Source organism: Cytobacillus sp. FSL K6-0129 (assembly GCF_038007625.1).
Lineage (GTDB): Bacteria > Bacillota > Bacilli > Bacillales > Cytobacillaceae > Cytobacillus > Cytobacillus kochii.
The window spans coordinates 1074701-1090514 of the sequence record NZ_JBBOXM010000001.1 but is presented as its reverse complement, the minus strand read 5'-3'; the positions used below and the strand labels follow the sequence as shown (position 1 = coordinate 1090514).

General features: G+C 36.2%; 18 protein-coding genes, 1 pseudogene and 1 riboswitch. Of the genes and pseudogenes, 16 read left to right on the top strand and 3 right to left on the bottom strand.

Annotation, left to right across the window (positions count from 1 at the left end; all coding sequences use genetic code 11):
* Positions 1-308 precede the first annotated feature (308 nt).
* Positions 309-794 carry a DinB family protein gene (locus MHI57_RS05215; protein ID WP_095372926.1) on the bottom strand — a complete coding sequence of 162 codons (486 nt, stop codon included), beginning with the start codon at positions 792-794 and terminating at the stop codon, positions 309-311.
* Between the two features lie 415 nt (positions 795-1209).
* Here MHI57_RS05215 and MHI57_RS05210 point away from each other — a divergent pair, with 415 nt between their 5' ends.
* The 4 genes from MHI57_RS05210 (at position 1210) to MHI57_RS05195 (ending at position 4025) form a co-directional block, all read left to right on the top strand.
* Positions 1210-2052, top strand: coding sequence for a patatin-like phospholipase family protein (locus tag MHI57_RS05210; protein WP_224937588.1), 843 nt, complete (start codon positions 1210-1212; stop codon positions 2050-2052).
* A 164-nt stretch (positions 2053-2216) separates the two neighbouring features.
* Complete coding sequence (locus MHI57_RS05205) at positions 2217-2987, top strand: hypothetical protein (protein ID WP_322909506.1); 771 nt, start codon at positions 2217-2219, stop codon at positions 2985-2987.
* A 79-nt stretch (positions 2988-3066) separates the two neighbouring features.
* Entirely contained in the window at positions 3067-3639 is a 573-nt protein-coding gene (locus tag MHI57_RS05200; protein ID WP_322909505.1) for a TlpA disulfide reductase family protein, read from the top strand.
* A gap of 74 nt (positions 3640-3713) precedes the next feature.
* Positions 3714-4025 (top strand): hypothetical protein, encoded by a 312-nt coding sequence (locus MHI57_RS05195; RefSeq protein WP_095372929.1) that lies wholly within the window; start codon positions 3714-3716, stop codon positions 4023-4025.
* Positions 4026-4076: 51 nt separating this feature from the next.
* Here the strand turns inward: MHI57_RS05195 and MHI57_RS05190 are convergent, their stop codons facing one another.
* On the bottom strand, positions 4077-4823 hold the full coding sequence (locus MHI57_RS05190) for an SDR family NAD(P)-dependent oxidoreductase (protein WP_340975296.1): 747 nt from the start codon (positions 4821-4823) through the stop codon (positions 4077-4079).
* A gap of 205 nt (positions 4824-5028) precedes the next feature.
* On the opposite strand from MHI57_RS05190, the gene MHI57_RS05185 reads away from it, so the two are divergent.
* From MHI57_RS05185 to MHI57_RS05140, 10 genes are all read left to right on the top strand, one after another.
* Complete coding sequence (locus MHI57_RS05185; RefSeq protein WP_095372931.1) at positions 5029-5649, top strand: TetR/AcrR family transcriptional regulator; 621 nt, start codon at positions 5029-5031, stop codon at positions 5647-5649.
* A gap of 269 nt (positions 5650-5918) precedes the next feature.
* Entirely contained in the window at positions 5919-6902 is a 984-nt protein-coding gene (locus tag MHI57_RS05180) for a LacI family DNA-binding transcriptional regulator (protein WP_263624248.1), read from the top strand.
* A gap of 23 nt (positions 6903-6925) precedes the next feature.
* Positions 6926-7834, top strand: a complete 909-nt coding sequence (gene rbsK / locus MHI57_RS05175) for a ribokinase (RefSeq protein ID WP_095372932.1) — start codon at positions 6926-6928, stop codon at positions 7832-7834.
* Entirely contained in the window at positions 7809-8198 is a 390-nt protein-coding gene (gene rbsD / locus MHI57_RS05170) for a D-ribose pyranase (protein ID WP_307313342.1), read from the top strand. Before rbsK ends, rbsD begins: the two co-directional genes overlap by 26 nt.
* Positions 8198-9703, top strand: a complete 1506-nt coding sequence (locus MHI57_RS05165) for a sugar ABC transporter ATP-binding protein (protein ID WP_307313344.1) — start codon at positions 8198-8200, stop codon at positions 9701-9703. The genes rbsD and MHI57_RS05165 overlap by 1 nt, the downstream gene beginning before the upstream one ends.
* The gene (locus MHI57_RS05160) at positions 9690-10634 is read left to right on the top strand and encodes an ABC transporter permease subunit (RefSeq protein WP_095372933.1); all 945 of its coding nucleotides are present in this window, start codon (positions 9690-9692) and stop codon (positions 10632-10634) included. Before MHI57_RS05165 ends, MHI57_RS05160 begins: the two co-directional genes overlap by 14 nt.
* 39 nt (positions 10635-10673) lie before the next feature.
* On the top strand, positions 10674-11606 hold the full coding sequence (gene rbsB, locus MHI57_RS05155; RefSeq protein ID WP_095372934.1) for a ribose ABC transporter substrate-binding protein RbsB: 933 nt from the start codon (positions 10674-10676) through the stop codon (positions 11604-11606).
* 142 nt (positions 11607-11748) lie between these two features.
* Positions 11749-12249, top strand: coding sequence for a hypothetical protein (locus MHI57_RS05150; protein ID WP_340975295.1), 501 nt, complete (start codon positions 11749-11751; stop codon positions 12247-12249).
* 163 nt (positions 12250-12412) lie between these two features.
* A complete protein-coding gene (locus tag MHI57_RS05145; RefSeq protein WP_095372936.1) occupies positions 12413-12610 on the top strand; it encodes a hypothetical protein in 198 nt (65 codons plus the stop codon).
* Positions 12611-12699: 89 nt separating this feature from the next.
* Positions 12700-13164 (top strand): YxiG family protein, encoded by a 465-nt coding sequence (locus MHI57_RS05140; RefSeq protein WP_095372937.1) that lies wholly within the window; start codon positions 12700-12702, stop codon positions 13162-13164.
* 113 nt (positions 13165-13277) lie between these two features.
* Here the strand turns inward: MHI57_RS05140 and MHI57_RS05135 are convergent, their stop codons facing one another.
* On the bottom strand, positions 13278-13700 hold the full coding sequence (locus tag MHI57_RS05135) for a hypothetical protein (RefSeq protein WP_322909502.1): 423 nt from the start codon (positions 13698-13700) through the stop codon (positions 13278-13280).
* Positions 13701-14134: 434 nt separating this feature from the next.
* Positions 14135-14277, top strand: a riboswitch (FMN riboswitch).
* A gap of 260 nt (positions 14278-14537) precedes the next feature.
* On the opposite strand from MHI57_RS05135, the gene ribE reads away from it, so the two are divergent.
* Together ribE and ribB are read left to right on the top strand one after the other, a co-directional pair.
* On the top strand, positions 14538-15179 hold the full coding sequence (gene ribE, locus MHI57_RS05130) for a riboflavin synthase (RefSeq protein WP_370873271.1): 642 nt from the start codon (positions 14538-14540) through the stop codon (positions 15177-15179).
* A 10-nt stretch (positions 15180-15189) separates the two neighbouring features.
* Positions 15190-15780, top strand: a pseudogene (gene ribB / locus MHI57_RS05125) (3,4-dihydroxy-2-butanone-4-phosphate synthase); the annotation flags it as partial.
* Positions 15781-15814: the final 34 nt, after the last annotated feature.

The following is a 15814-nucleotide window of genomic DNA, read 5'->3' as shown; positions in this document are numbered from 1 at the left end:
TGTACGGCACGAAAGCTGAAGTAAGACTTCCGAAACCTCATGACTCTATAAGGGGGTATCGACTCGAGCGAAGTTTCCCCTGTATTTCCTTTGCTCCCTCATTCTTTATACTATTATTTTCCAATTAATAAAATTTATTACTATAAATTGATTCCAACGGTTAGTTATTCTTTTATCTGAAACAGTGACAAGAAAAAAGATCGACTTTAATGACGATCTTCTGATTCATTCGTATTCAATTAACCTGCCCCGTTTGTTAAACAAGAAAAAAAGAACGCTCCAGCAATCCTCATCTTTAACTCTTGCATCTATTTTGTCGAATGAGAGGAAAGTCCTCTCCCGATAAGGTTTGCAGAAACCGGTTTCCTTCCCAATTCTCTTGCCCAAATTGATAATTGTCCTATATGGTGAATTTCGTGAGCAATGGCATGGCGCATAACTTCACCCCAAGTATCTGTTACAATTCTTCCATCTGGTAGGGTATCGTAAAATAATTGATTTTCCATACTTGCATCCCAGTTGTTCACAAAGTTCTCTACTTCCATATGAAATTCTGCGTCCAATTTTCGAACCTTGTCCAAGCTGTTATAATAATCAAAACTCTCCTGAAAGTCCGCTTTTCCCTGTAATAGACGTATCCAGCTCCACTCGACATCAACAATATGGAAAAGTGTATGTAATATACTGCCCATACCACCAGTTCGATTTTGCAAAAGCTCTTCCTCACTTAAATCTTCACACCAGTTATACCAATCTTTTCGTATCATCCAGTTATATTTAAAAAGTGTTTGCAATAAAACCCCTCCGCATTAAAAAATATTAACCTTAAAATATACGTTTGGAATATAAAAAACTTTACTTACTATATACTATTTCTTCAGTCATAGTTTAAATTCCTTGTTCAACTAACCTGCCCGGTAGTTCAAGAAGAACTGACAAGATCACGATGTATGCTCTTCATTTTTAAATAACTTTATTATTTTTTAAATATCATTATTATTCGTGAACAGCTGACCGTGTTTAATAAAAGGAGTGGGGTAGCTTCTTAGCAAACTATTTTATATGCATTCACTAGGACAGAGTACGCCATGCTATTTTCGTTTTTATCACATTTTTATCATTCATCGCATACCTCTCTTTCGTAGAATAGACAACTCAAGCTTGATATAATAGAACAAGGACTTTAATAAGAAAGGATTCGTTGTGAGAATGAATGTACATCAAACAGCCCTTGTATTAGAAGGTGGAGGAATGAGAGCGGCATACTCTGCTGGTGTAATGGAATTATTTTTAGATAAAGGTATTACTTTTCCATATGTAATTGGTGTTTCTGCAGGAGCCGCGAATGCTGCCTCATATTTATCGAAACAAAAGGGCCGTAACAAGAAGGTAAGTGTGGAGTATGTATCTGATCCTAGATACTTCTCCTTGCGAAATTATCGAAAATCTAAACAGTTATTTGGTATGGACTTTATTTTTGATGAAATTCCAAATAAGCTCGTTCCCTATGATTATGAAGCGTTCTCTCACGGGAAAAGTGAGTTTATTATTGGTACAACCGATTGTCTGAGTGGAGAAGCTGTTTATTATGGGAAGAAAGACTATGGGGAAAACTTATTGCTTCTTTTAAAAGCGTCAAGTTCATTACCTTTCATTGCACCTGAAATTTCTTTTAATAATCGAATGTTACTTGATGGTGGTATTGCTGATTCCATACCAATAAGAAAAGCACAAGCAGATGGGTATGATAAAGCTGTTGTTGTTTTAACACGACCCAAAGGTTACCGAAAAAAACCATCAAGAATGAGTTTTTTATTGCGAAGAAAATATCCACAATATCCAGGGCTTCAAAGAGCAATGATGAATCGTTACAAAATGTATAATGAAACCGTTGAATATTTAGAGGAGCAAGAAAAAAAAGGACAAGTGATGATTATTAGACCTGAGAAGGTAGATGTAGGAAGAATGGAAAGAGATTTAAAAAAATTATCTGCCTTTTATGAGCAAGGCTATAAGGATGCAGAAGATAGTTTAACAAGGTTTATATTTTAATTGAAAGTTTGGTGAAAAAAGATCATTCTCTTCTCCCATAGAAGAGGAGAAATGTCTTTCTCTTTTGGTTTTTAGCGGTAAAAATGAATATTACTCATGATTTCCTTCGTTCTATAATAGATTGGTAGTAATACATTTATTGAGAGAATCGGGGTAGGAAGTTCATGAATATTCAGCAATATTATCAGCAATCAGCACAAGCCTCTCTTAATGGTAGTTTAGTTGCGTGTATACCACTATGGATATTAGTCATATATCATAGTTTCTTTCAGGAGATTAGCGGGCTTCTTTGGTGGTGTTTACCCTTTGTTTTATATAGTGGGATGTCTTATCAAAGCTATGTGTTAGCAAATAATCAAGCAAAGATAAGTTCATATGCATCAACAAATAGCAAGCAAAAAAATATATTTTCACAAAGGGAATTTCTTATAGGTTTTTTACCAGCACCGAATTTAAGATTATTATTATTTAATAGAGATGGTAGAACGGCTGCTGAAATTCGTGATTTAGCTTTTCATAAGTGGCGCTGGTTTTTGCCTACATTTGTCGACCGCTGGATTTATAGAAATCGCTATGCTTTAGTTGTTGATCAAAGGGTGCTTGCAATAATTACAGTGCGAAAACACAATATCCAGATTGATTATAACAGTAATACGATTCTTCTCCACAATGACAATAATAAACGCTTTATTTGTCAAAAAGATAGCCGAGCTTATACGCTAAGGTATGAACGGACTTTTATGAATCTATTGGTTCAATCTGAGAATGGAAGGGAGCTTGGGAAATTACAAAAAGGATGGATTCCGAGAGAATGGATGGAATCGTTCAAGGTAAACAACACCCCCTTTTTAATGATGAATCAACCTTTGCCCGCTGATGAACAATTAATTTTTTATAGTTTATTGATCATGTATGTAAAAAACATTCAACATTGAAGTAAAAGATTCGCTAAAGTTGTCTCAACTATAGTATGATTAAGACAGTTTTGAAAAGTGTTCTAAGTTGAGGTGTTCTATGAGAAAGTTTTTAATCATTGCGGCTTCATTACTTATTATTTTATTAATCGTAGATCGGACCATTCTAAAGGACAAAGGTTTATTGTCACAAGTACAAATTGACCAATATGAGGAAATAGAAAACCCTGAAAATGTAGCTGTTGGCCTGGAAATTGGTCAGAAGGCACCTGAAATCCAGTTGGAAACACTGAATGGTGAGTCATTTCAACTAAGTGACTATGAAGGAAAGAAAATATTACTTAATTTTTGGGCAAGCTGGTGCGGACCTTGTGAAGAAGAAATGCCTTATATGGAAAAAGTTTATAAAGAATATAAAGATGACGGATTTGAAGTCATAGCTGTAAATATGACCAAAACGGAAAGAAACGAAACAAATGCCGCTGATTTCGTGAAAGCGAATGAACTATCCTTCATCATACCAATGGACCCTGAAGGCGTTGTCTTAGATAACTATGAGGTGATTGCCTACCCAACTAGTTACTTCATTGATTCGGATGGGATTATTCGAAATAAAGTATTAGGTGCGCTAAATGAAGACTTCTTGGAAAAGGAAATTTTACGTTTACCATAGAGGATGTTTTCTAAAACGAATGTGTGGGTATAAATGTATAATAATATTAGATTAAGCAATAAGGATGTGGCAAATTGAGTACATCAACAATACTAAAATGGATAACAGGTGCATGTGAAGCATTTCTTGGCATTCCTTTTCTAGGAGGAATTTTTATCCTCGCAAATGGATGGGTGCCACTTATTGTTATGTTTTTCCTTCATGTAATCACACTTGTACTATCCGTAAGAGCTGGAGAAAACAAGTACGGTAGTATCACAGGTATCATTACTTCTATTATTGGTTGGATTCCGGTAGTTGGAATGATTATGCATATTATTACAGCGTTGTTATTATTTGTAGATGCTGGTCTTAGTTCAAAACAAAATAAAACAAAAGTATATTAAATGAAACGAGCCGATGAAATCAGTCACGGCTCGTTTTTAGATTAGGCTTTATTATATGGCAGTCCAACCGCCGTCAATCACTAACTCTGTACCTGTAACAAATCTTGCCTCATCTGATGCTAAGAAAAGGACACCGTAAGCAACATCTTCAGGGTTGCCGAAATAAGGCAACTGCGTATAAGTTTGATAGAACGGTAAGGCAGATTCAATTGAAGGAGCTGTCATTGGGGTCGAAATAATCCCAGGATGTACAGAATTGACTCGAATATTTTCTTTTCCATATTCTATTGCTGCAGATTTGGATAATACTCGTAAAGCACCCTTAGCGGCTGTATATGGACTTGTCCCTGCCATGCCAACTATACCGCCGATGGAAGAAATATTGACAATGGAACCGCTGCCATTTTTCTTTAATTCGGGAATGACATATTTCATGCCGATTACACAACCATTTAAGTCGATATCTAAAATTTTATTCCATTCATCCATTGACATATCCTCTAGAGTTTTGGGAGAAGCGACACCAGCATTGTTAATCAGGATATCTAGTTTACCAAATTGTTCAATGGCTTCATTTATAACTGCTTGCCATTGTTCTTCAGACGTCACATTATGGGCAAGGGCAATCGCCTCACCACCTGCTTCTTTTATCTCTGCAACCACTTTATTTAAAGTTTCCATTTGTAAATCAGTCGCTACTACTTTAGCGCCTTCTTTCGCGAATAACTTTGCTTCTGCTGCACCCATCCCGTTAGCTGCTCCGGTAATAATGGCTACTTTTCCTTCTAACCTTTTCATGATATACCCCCATTTGGTAAAAACTTAGACAATATCGTACGATTTTTAATACAACTAGTTGCTTTATCAACAATCCGTTGATAATCTGATTATATCAACTGATGAAAAAATGAAGCAATGAACAAAAAAGTTGAGATCGTTGTATACTCAACAGTTCATACAAATTTGTTTAAAAATAAGAATAATTAATACAAGGAGCAGAAAAATGTCGAAAAAAGAAAAAGTCGATCCCCGTGTAGTAAGAACAAAGCGAATGTTAACTGACGCCCTTATTTCTTTAATAGAAGAACAAGGTTTTGAAAAAGTAACGGTGCAGGCAATTACAAAAAAAGCGATGCTGAACCGCGCTACTTTTTATCTCCATTTTACAGATAAATACGATTTGCTTGAGCAAAGTACAGATGACATGATTGATGAGTTAAAAGAAGCAATGAAGACTTCTTTTGTAGCAAGTAAAGGGACGTATGATACTGAATCACCAAATGAAAGCTTTATTCAATTATTTGCGCAAATTGGCACATATGATTACATATATAGAGTGTTGCTGTCTGAAAGTACAATGCCTCATTTTCGTGATAAACTAACAGCTGTGTTGAGCGAATTTATTGCAGATGGCATGACCGTTATGCAACCAGATGATGACTTATTGACTATACCAAGAGAAATGGCCATACGCTTCTACGCTTCTGCGTTTTTAGGTGTGATTATATGGTGGTTGAAAAATGATTGTCCGTATACCGCTAAATATATGGCTGCGCAACTCATGAAAGTTACCATTCAAGGACCGTATAAACAAGTGGTGATAGAACAGAAATCCTCTCTATAAAAAGGAGGGATAAAATAAAGTTGACAAAATTTTAATAGATGGTAAACTAAATTTGTGTAAACGGTTACAGATGAGTGTGTAACGCGTTACATATCAAATAAAATAGTAATTAATAGATTTTGTTTTTTTTCTGAAATATGTAACCCGTTACATGCCTTTCCTAGTCATGAGAGAATAACGCTTCAGATAGTGAGTGTCTAATATGTAACGGGTTACATACTACCTTTTAATATAAGTTTAATAATAGCAGTATTAACAAATGTAAGGTGATGATTCATATAGCCACAATTAAAGAAGTAGCAAAGTATGCAAATGTATCTGTTGCGACTGTATCGAGAGTGATAAATAAAAAAGGATATGTCCAAAAGGAAACGCAAACAAAAGTGGAAGAAGCGATCAAAGCACTTAACTACCGACCTAATAATGTAGCGCGTAGCCTATTTAAAAAGCAGTCAAAAATGATTGGGTACATTGTCCCTGATATTACAAACCCATTCTTCCCACAACTTGTCCGCGCTGTGGAAGATGTGACAGTAGCACAAGGGTATACTACTTTTCTATGTAATAGTGATGACAATTTAGAAAAGGAACTGATGTATTTAAATAAAATGGCGGAAAACTATATTGATGGCGTAATCATTGTATCCAATCATATGAATGAAAGCCATCTCGCCAATTTACAGATCCCGGTAGTTGCACTTGACCGTGTGTTCCATGAAAGTATTCCCTCAGTGACGATAGATAATTATCAGGAAGCGAGAAGGGCAGTTATGCATTTAGTTGAAAATGGCTGCGAGAAAATCGCCCATATTAGTGGACCAGAAAATATTATCAATTCCCAACTGAGGAAAAAAGCATACCAAGATGTCATGATGGCACTAGAAAGACCTGTGTATATAAGTGAAGGTCATTATCAAATGAAAACAGCCCAAGAAGCTACATTTCGTCTCCTGCACGAACAGAAGGACATTGATGCCATATTCACAGGTAATGATGTGATGGCAGTTGGTGCCCTAAAGGCATGCACAAAGCTCGGGATTAATGTACCGAAAGAACTTCAAATCATTGGTTTTGATGGAATTGAGTGGACGGAAACTGTTTCACCAGAAATTACAACCATCGCTCAACCAATATATGAGATGGGGAAAAAAGCAGCAACCATGCTTTTGAACCGTATCAACGGAAAGGAAGAAGGTCAGGATCATATTGTATTCCCGACCGAACTAAAAATAAGAGAAACAACAACGCATTAAAACAGAAGAAGGAGAGTGATTAGATGATTACAGTAATCGGAAGCATCAATATGGATCTAGTCACGGTAACAAGTATAGACCCGTCAATGGGTGAAACCGTGATGGGAGAATCATTTTTTACTGTGCCAGGTGGTAAAGGAGCAAACCAAGCAGTGGCTGCAGCTAAGCTTGGAGCGAATGTGAAAATGATTGGTAAAGTCGGCGATGACCCTTTTGGTCAAGAGTATATGAATTATTTTAATGACATGCATATCAATACGGAAAGTATCCAAATAGAAAAATCTGTACGTACTGGAACAGCAAGCATAACAGTGTATAACCATGATAATAAAATTATTGTTGTACCTGGTGCCAATCATTTAATGACAAGTGACGTTATAGAAGCATATCGCGATGATATTTTAGCGAGTGAATGGGTGCTTCTGCAATTAGAAATTCCATTGTCTGCCGTAGAAAAAGTACTAGAGATTGCGGCAGAGGGCAATGTCGGTGTCATTTTAAATCCAGCTCCCTTCCATCATATTCCTTCTCATTGGTTTGAGTTAGTAACTTACCTCACACCGAATGAATATGAAGCGAAACAGTTATTCGAAGCATATGCAAATGATACAGAGGCAACGGAACTACTGAAAAAAAAGCTTGTCATTACAAAAGGAAATGAAGGTGCCGCGTTCTTTAAAAACGGGGAACTTATGACCATTCCTGCTGTTAAGGTAAAGGCGGTTGATACGACTGGAGCAGGAGATACTTTTAATGGCGCTTTAGCGGTTGCCCTTGATGATGGCTTAACAATAGAACAGGCAATTACGTTCGCAATAAAGGCTGCAGGTTTATCTGTAACGAAAATGGGTGCACAAGTAGGAATGCCGACAAAAGCTGAAATTGAAAAAATGGAAGTGAATCATCATGAAGAAACAAGGAATGCTGAATAGTGATATAACAAAAGTCATCAGTGATATGGGACATACAGATACAATTGTTATTGCTGATTGTGGACTACCTATCCCAGATGGTGTAAAAAAAATTGACCTAGCTCTAAAGCTAGGGACACCTTCCTTTTTAGACGTCTTAAATGAGCTTGAAAAAGAATTAATGATAGAGAGTGTCACATTAGCAACTGAAATTAAAACAGATAATGAACCGTTATTTTTAGCAATTAAAGACAAGTTCTCTGATTGTAGCTATGTCTCGCATGAAACATTTAAGAAAAAAACGGAAAAAGCAAAGGCGATTATACGAACTGGAGAAGCTTCCCCTTACGCTAACATCATATTAACGTCAGGAGTGATATTTTAATGAAGCAATCATCAATAATAGAAATGAAGAATATTCATAAATCCTTCTATTCGGTGGAAGTACTCAAAGGCGTTGATTTTGACTTGAGAGCTGGGGAAATCCATGCGCTTATGGGTGAGAATGGGGCAGGGAAATCGACCTTAATTAAAATCCTTACAGGCATTCATGAAAGCAATCAAGGTGAGATTTATTATAAAGGGAATAAGGCCGTATTTTCTTCACCGAAAGATGCAGAAAAAAATGGTATTGCTGTCATTCATCAAGAGTTAAATATTATTCCTTATTTAACAGTGGCTGAAAATATGTTCTTAGGTAAAGAATTAAGTACTTTCGGTTTATTAAAGACGAGAGAGATGAATGTAAAAGCAGAAAAGCATTTAAAGCGCTTAGGCATTGAAATGGATGTAAAACAGCCTGCTGGAGAACTTTCCGTTGGACAACAACAAATGATTGAAATTGCAAGAGCAATCGCTGCCAATTCTGAAGTTCTTATCATGGATGAACCAACAGCCGCTTTAACAGATAGAGAGATTGATACATTATTTTCCGTTATTGATCAATTGCGAAAAGAGAATGTGGCAATCATTTATATATCTCATCGCATGGAAGAGATTTTTAAAATGTGTGACCGTATTACGGTTTTACGAGATGGTCAATCAATAGGAACGAAATATACCACAGACACCTCATTCGATGAAATCGTGAAAATGATGGTTGGTAGAGAAATTGGTGAGCGTTACCCGGCTCGGACGGCAACAATTGGTGATGTTTTTTTCAAAGTCGAGAACTTAAGTGTGAAAGATCATTTTTCTAATATTTCATTTGATGTTAGAAAAGGTGAGATACTTGGCGTCGCCGGTTTAATGGGAGCTGGAAGAACGGAGATCATGGAAGCGATTTTTGGGTCACGAAAGAAATCGTCTGGGAAGATATTTTTGAATGGTCAAGAACTACACATTCGTGCACCAAAACAAGCAATTGCTGCCGGTATCGGTTTCATTACAGAAGACCGTAAAGATGAAGGTCTTATACTTGGATTAAGTGTAAGGGAGAATTTAGCCGTTCCTAATTTAAAAGCGCTTTCGCAAAGTGCCATTATGTCTACTAAAAAGGAAAAAGCTTTCTCCAAAGAAATGATAGACAAGTTAAAAATTAAAACAGCCGGTCCAGAACAAGAAGTTAAGAATTTAAGTGGTGGGAACCAACAAAAAGTGGTCTTTGGAAAATGGCTTGGAATCGATCCAACACTGTTAATTTTGGACGAACCTACTCGTGGTGTGGATGTAGGAGCAAAAAAAGAGATATATACGATTATGAATGAAGAAACAATGAAGGGCCATTCCATTATTATGGTCTCATCTGAGTTACCAGAGATACTAGGTATGTCAGATCGTATTATGGTGATTCATGAAGGGAAAGTAGCCGCCATTCTGGAAAAAACAGATGCGACTCAAGAAAAAATTATGGAAGCAGCAACAGGAGGGACAAAGCATGAACAAAATTAGTAAAGGCATCGGCTCCATTCAAAAGCTAGGACCGGTTTTAGGCTTACTGCTCATCATTATTATTTTATCGGTTATGAGTCCAAGCTTTACAACAGCTGACAATATACTGAACGTATTAAGACAAGTTTCAATCAATGCTTTAATTGCGTTTGGAATGACATTTGTTATCTTGACAGGGGGAATCGACTTATCTGTCGGTTCGATTTTAGCGCTATCTTCCGCACTTACTGCAGGTATGTTAGCTAGTGGTATGGATCCGGTAATTGCGGTTCTTCTCGGTTTATTAGCAGGTGCTTTAATGGGACTTGTCAACGGCGTAATTATTGCAAAAGGTAAAGTCGCTCCTTTTATTGCAACATTAGCGACAATGACAATTTTCAGAGGGTTAACACTTGTTTATACAGAAGGTCGACCAATAACTGGTCTATCTGATGCTTTTAGCTTTCAAATGATTGGTAAAGGTTATTTTCTCGGGGTACCATTTCCTGTTGTTACGATGCTGTTAGCTTATTTATTTTTATACTTCTTGCTAAAGAAAACAACTTTTGGTCGCGGTGTTTATGCGATTGGTGGGAATGAAGAAGCCGCTAAGCTCTCTGGTTTAAAAGTGGATCGCTTGAAAATGGGTGTTTATGCGATTTCAGGATTATTTGCTGCAGTTGCCGGAATTACGTTAACTTCTCGTCTTGACTCTGCACAGCCAACAGCTGGTACAAGCTACGAATTAGATGCCATTGCGGCAGTTGTTCTTGGTGGGACAAGTCTTTCAGGCGGACGCGGATGGATCTTTGGTACATTAATTGGTGCTTTGATTATTGGTGTACTTAATAATGGTTTGAATTTATTAAATGTATCATCTTTCTACCAACAAGTGGTGAAGGGCGGCGTCATTCTATTAGCTGTACTAATTGATAGAAAGAAAGCTGCTTAACATATATGATTTGCAAACCTATGAAGGAGGAATACTCAAATGAAAAAAATATGGAAGCTTCTTACTTTGGTTTTAGTAGTCGCTTTATTAGGTGCATGTTCATTAAATAATGGGGCTGATGATAATGAAGCAACTGATAATGATGAAAAAGCATCAGGAGAAAAAACAATTGGTCTATCGATTTCTACATTAAATAATCCTTTCTTTGTTACACTACGTGATAGTGCAGAGGCGAAGGCAAAAGAGCTTGGTTATGCGATTAAAACAGTAGATGCACAAGATGACCCAGCAACACAAGTAAGTGATATTGAGGATTTAATTCAACAAGGTGTTGACTTATTAATTATTAATCCAGCTGATTCAGCAGCGGTTGCTTCTGCCATTACATCAGCTAATAATGCAGATATCCCGGTTATTACTGTTGATAGAAGTGCAGAAGGTGGCGAAGTTGTCGCTCACGTAGCTTCTGATAATGCAGAAGGGGGTAAAATGGCAGGAGAATTTATCATTGAACAACTTGATGGCGAAGGAAAAGTAGTTGAACTTGAAGGGATCCCTGGTTCATCGGCAGCACGCGAAAGAGGTGCGGGTTTCAATGAAGCCATTGAAGCATCTGACAATGTGGAAGTAGCAACAAAACAATCTGCGAATTTTGATCGTGCAGAAGGCTTAACAGTAATGGAAAACATCATCCAAAGCAATAAAGATGTCCAAGCTGTATTTGCTCATAATGATGAAATGGCACTTGGTGCTTATCAAGCATTAACGGCTGCTGGATTGAAAGATGTCATTGTTGTCGGGTTCGACGCAACAGATGATGCCATTGCTGCAGTTGAAGGTGGCGATATGGCAGCAACAGTCGCTCAAAAACCAGACAGAATGGGCGAGCAAGCTGTAGAAATAGCCAAAAAAGTACTCGATGGTGAAACGGTGGAAGAATTTATCCCTGTTGAGTTAGAGTTAATTAAATAAGGAAATGATTGAATGAAGCACGTGTAGATTCTGCTTAAAGGTGGAATGAGCACGTGCTTTTTTATTTTCTAAGTGAACGCAGGTTAAGGAAAGAAGTGTGAAAGAAATATATAAGCGGTTAGTATGAAATGAGTGTATAATTATGGTAATCATTATATTTTGTGAAGAAGCGAGTGGTAGAATGATCCCTGCAAATACTTTCGGTGTTGATATGACGAACGCCGCAACGCCTTATTTTCAAGTAGTGAAAGACAATCGAATTCGGTTCGGTTTAGAGACATTCAGGCAACATCCAGGTTTAGCGAAAAGCTTATTTCATCATCTATTTCCTATAGAGGAAAAGTTAGATATGACGTTTATTTCTGGTTATCAAGATATTGATAGCACAAGGGTAAGGAGAGAAAAGTTAAATTTACGGCGGTTTTTTAAAATAAATAATTGGTCTAATGAAGTAGTTTGGCAAGAAGAGATGAGCAGTTATTTTGTCTTTTCAACAGTAAAGAACGTCAAATCATCTGCGTTTTTTCGCTATACCCTTAAAATGATTGATGGTCACACGTCACTCTATATTTGTTTTGTGCATCGTGCTTATTTTATATTAGTTCTGATGTACTGGATATTGTTGCAAATGCGCATACGATAAGGAGATTAAAAGATCTATTCCCTGAAATGTATGATACTTTCTACGAAGATGAGTAATCTTCTGTAAGACGGATTAGCAAATAGTGTTACCGTCATTAAGAAATTACCGAAAAAACGGTTCTATGTAATTCGATGTCCAACAATTAAAGGATAGGAGAAAAATGATGAACATAAACAGGAAAGATTTACTTAATGCTGCTTGGATTATTGGAATTTGCTTTATATTGGGATCCTGTACTATTGCTGGAGCGATTGAGAGTTTACTAGATAATAGTTTAGGGAATGATGGTCATTATGAACAACAAAGATTCAATGACAATTTTGAAAGGTATATTGAAATACTCGAAAACAAAGGGGAATAAACTGTCAAAAAGAAGATGGTTGACTGAAATATCGCCGGTGGATTGTGTGCTTTCCACAGGTAATAGAAAAAAGTAAACGGGGTGATCAGATGTCTAGCGGTCCAAATAGAATAAATACTTTGTTTGCCGAAAAAGCAGAATACTGGGATTTAGATGATTTACAGATTGATTATTTAAATGAATCCATTACATTAAAATTACTTAGTTGTCATAAACAACAAATTAAGAGAACCTACATCTTCATAAAGGAAGTGATGTCGTTCTTTGTTTATCAAGAGCCTAATGTAGGAACGATACGCTTAAATGACCGTAGTTTTACTGATGCGAATTTATTAAGCGAAATTAGTTATCACAAGAATGGTTTTGGTCATATAAAAATTGAAAGTTTAGAATCAGATTTGAAAGAAATCGAAAAATTACATGCTAAAACTAATTTTTACTTTCAAGTAAATAATAAAGACTCATTTTTTATTGAAGCCAATAGTGTGCAAATCAATGATGAACGGTTTGTAAACCTTTTTGCAGATAGTAGAACACTGAAATATTGTGAATGAAGCAAACTTTATTGAGTGTGATGAATTTATTATAGAAAGAATTGGAGCTATTTTTAGATAAAAATACTGTCAGCAATATTAATAGCGCTATTTGCTTTATGCAAATGATAATATTAAAACGGTAAGATGAAAAAGCGTTTCTTTCTTTCTAGTTTTATTTCCTCATCAAATTCCTTGTTTTCGTATGTCCATTTAATTTGTAAAGAGTAATTAGCATATAACGGGGCGTCTCCAATACTGACAAATTCAATAACATCTCCCTGAGGAAAATCACTTGGCTTATCGTATAAAGTGACCATTTCCTCTCCAGATTTAAATACCAAAAAATTCAGAGTAGGGAGATTGGTCCCTCCTAACCAAGTTGCCTCTCCTTTCCAAATCCCTTTAGGGTTAGGAGAATGATGAGGGCTATATTCCGCTCTCCAATTTCCATCGGAGCTCTTTCCTTTTAGTACAATTGGTTGCTTACAAGAATAAATCATCCAAGACACTAAAATTAAAGGAAAGATGAAAATAATAATTAATTTTCTATTCATAGATGGGCTTCCTTTTATAGTTGGATTTTGTAATTTTTATGTTATCTTTATGTCCTGATGAATAGTTATTTACAAAAACACACCTTCTTTTCTATGTAATTTAATAGAAATAATGTATTTAACTGTATTTAACTGTATTTTATATCATACATAGATGAATTGACAACTTTAAGGAGTAAAGAAAAAATTGAGGTAGGGTTTTGAAATATAATATTAGATATATAACTATTATCCTTTTTCTGTCTCAAATGTTAGGGTGATGGTTTATTTTAGTTTTCTTTATGTATAATCTCCTATTTAACACTCTTTCTATTGATTAATTACTTATTTACATTTATCCTATATTTAGATACTGTAATAAGAGCAGGGGAATCTTTATTTATTTTAAAAGTATTAGATACTGTCTGTTCTCTATAGTATCAACAATTTAATAGAATATCCTTCGGGGCAGGGTGAAATTCCCAACCGGCGGTGATGAGGGTGACCTCTTAGTCCGTGACCCGGGCTCAGGAATGAGAACGGTGGATTTGGTGCAATTCCAAAGCCGACAGTATAGTCTGGATGGGAGAAGGATGCGTGTGTGTAAAAACGTTCAAAAACAGTTGATTTTGACGTTTATTTGGCCATGATTACTTTTCCCGTATACGTATTCGTATACGGGTTTATTTATTCATGAGTATTTTAAAAAGGGTGGTGATGATATGGGATAACGATAAGTGTGAGTCCAACTCTTTTTGTAATTTTCAACAAACTCTCCCGATACCGCGTATTTGCCCCGAGCGGAAAATTTCAACTTTTACTTAAACGAATAAATCTTATGCAGAGAGGTTGATCATTCTGTTTACAGGTATTATCGAAGAAATCGGTACTGTACAAAGAACGATTCATCGTGGATCTACTATTCAATTAGTGTTAAATGCTACAAAGATTATGGATGATATCCATATCGGTGATAGCATCGCTGTGAACGGTGTTTGTTTAACAGTGACCGAATTCCAACAAAGAAGTTTTACAGCAGATGTGATGCCAGAAACTTTTCATGCGACATCGCTTTCCTCTTTAAAAGTAGGAAGCAATGTGAATTTAGAAAGAGCGATGTTAGCAGGAGGAAGATTTGGCGGCCATTATGTAAGTGGTCATGTGGATGAAACGAGAAAAATTTTAAAAAAACAAAGACAAGAAAATGCGATTTATCTTTCAATTTCACTATCAGAGAAGTATCAGCATCTAATTCTACCTAAAGGATCTGTTGCTATTGATGGCACTTCATTAACAGTGATGGAGGTAGGGGATGGTTATTTTACGATTGCGTTAATTCCTCATACAGCTGAAGAAACGGTGATTAGTGAAAAAAAGCCAAATGATACTGTCAATATCGAATATGATTTATTTGCTAAATATGTATTTGCCTTTTCAGACACATCGAAACGTGAAAGAAATTTCGAACAGTTATTAGAGAATAATGGATTCTTAAGTTAGGAGGGAATATATGAGTCACTCAATTGAAGAAGCGATTGCTGACTTGAAAATGGGAAAAGTGATTATCGTTTGTGATGATGAGAATCGTGAGAATGAGGGCGATTTTATCGCTGTTGCCGAGTATGCTTCAGCTGAAACAATCAATTTTATGGCGACAGTGGGAAGAGGGCTTATTTGCGTGCCGATTGAGCAGTCAATCGCCAAAAAATTAGACTTGCATCCGATGGTAACTAATAATACAGACAGCCATCAAACTGCTTTTACTGTAAGTATTGATTATAAAGAGACAACGACTGGTATAAGTGCATTTGAACGGTTTTTAACCGTAGAAAAAATGTTAGACGACAAAACACAAGCATCAGACTTCAATCGTCCAGGTCATATTTTCCCCCTTATAGCGAAGGATGGTGGCGTCCTTGAGCGTTCAGGCCATACGGAAGCGGCAGTAGATTTAGCAAAATTGGCTGCCGCAAGTCCGGTCGGGATTATATGCGAGATTATGAAAGAAAATGGTGAAATGGCTAGAGTAGCAGAGTTAGAGAAAGTAGCAGAAAAATATGATTTGAAGATGATTACGATTGAACAATTAATATCTTATAAGCAATCACAATTATTATTAAACTAATCTAATTTAG

What these genes read in the sequence shown, in the direction of transcription:
- MHI57_RS05210 (WP_224937588.1), top strand. Translation starts at nt 1,210, where the DNA reads ATGAATGTACATCAAACAGCCCTTGTATTAGAAGGTGGAGGAATGAGA.
- MHI57_RS05205 (WP_322909506.1), top strand. Translation starts at nt 2,217, where the DNA reads ATGAATATTCAGCAATATTATCAGCAATCAGCACAAGCCTCTCTTAAT.
- MHI57_RS05200 (WP_322909505.1), top strand. Translation starts at nt 3,067, where the DNA reads ATGAGAAAGTTTTTAATCATTGCGGCTTCATTACTTATTATTTTATTA.
- MHI57_RS05190 (WP_340975296.1), bottom strand. Translation starts at nt 4,823, where the DNA reads ATGAAAAGGTTAGAAGGAAAAGTAGCCATTATTACCGGAGCAGCTAAC.
- MHI57_RS05185 (WP_095372931.1), top strand. Translation starts at nt 5,029, where the DNA reads ATGTCGAAAAAAGAAAAAGTCGATCCCCGTGTAGTAAGAACAAAGCGA.
- MHI57_RS05180 (WP_263624248.1), top strand. Translation starts at nt 5,919, where the DNA reads ATGATTCATATAGCCACAATTAAAGAAGTAGCAAAGTATGCAAATGTA.
- rbsK (WP_095372932.1), top strand. Translation starts at nt 6,926, where the DNA reads ATGATTACAGTAATCGGAAGCATCAATATGGATCTAGTCACGGTAACA.
- rbsD (WP_307313342.1), top strand. Translation starts at nt 7,809, where the DNA reads ATGAAGAAACAAGGAATGCTGAATAGTGATATAACAAAAGTCATCAGT.
- MHI57_RS05165 (WP_307313344.1), top strand. Translation starts at nt 8,198, where the DNA reads ATGAAGCAATCATCAATAATAGAAATGAAGAATATTCATAAATCCTTC.
- MHI57_RS05160 (WP_095372933.1), top strand. Translation starts at nt 9,690, where the DNA reads ATGAACAAAATTAGTAAAGGCATCGGCTCCATTCAAAAGCTAGGACCG.
- rbsB (WP_095372934.1), top strand. Translation starts at nt 10,674, where the DNA reads ATGAAAAAAATATGGAAGCTTCTTACTTTGGTTTTAGTAGTCGCTTTA.
- MHI57_RS05150 (WP_340975295.1), top strand. Translation starts at nt 11,749, where the DNA reads ATGGTAATCATTATATTTTGTGAAGAAGCGAGTGGTAGAATGATCCCT.
- MHI57_RS05145 (WP_095372936.1), top strand. Translation starts at nt 12,413, where the DNA reads ATGAACATAAACAGGAAAGATTTACTTAATGCTGCTTGGATTATTGGA.
- MHI57_RS05140 (WP_095372937.1), top strand. Translation starts at nt 12,700, where the DNA reads ATGTCTAGCGGTCCAAATAGAATAAATACTTTGTTTGCCGAAAAAGCA.
- MHI57_RS05135 (WP_322909502.1), bottom strand. Translation starts at nt 13,700, where the DNA reads ATGAATAGAAAATTAATTATTATTTTCATCTTTCCTTTAATTTTAGTG.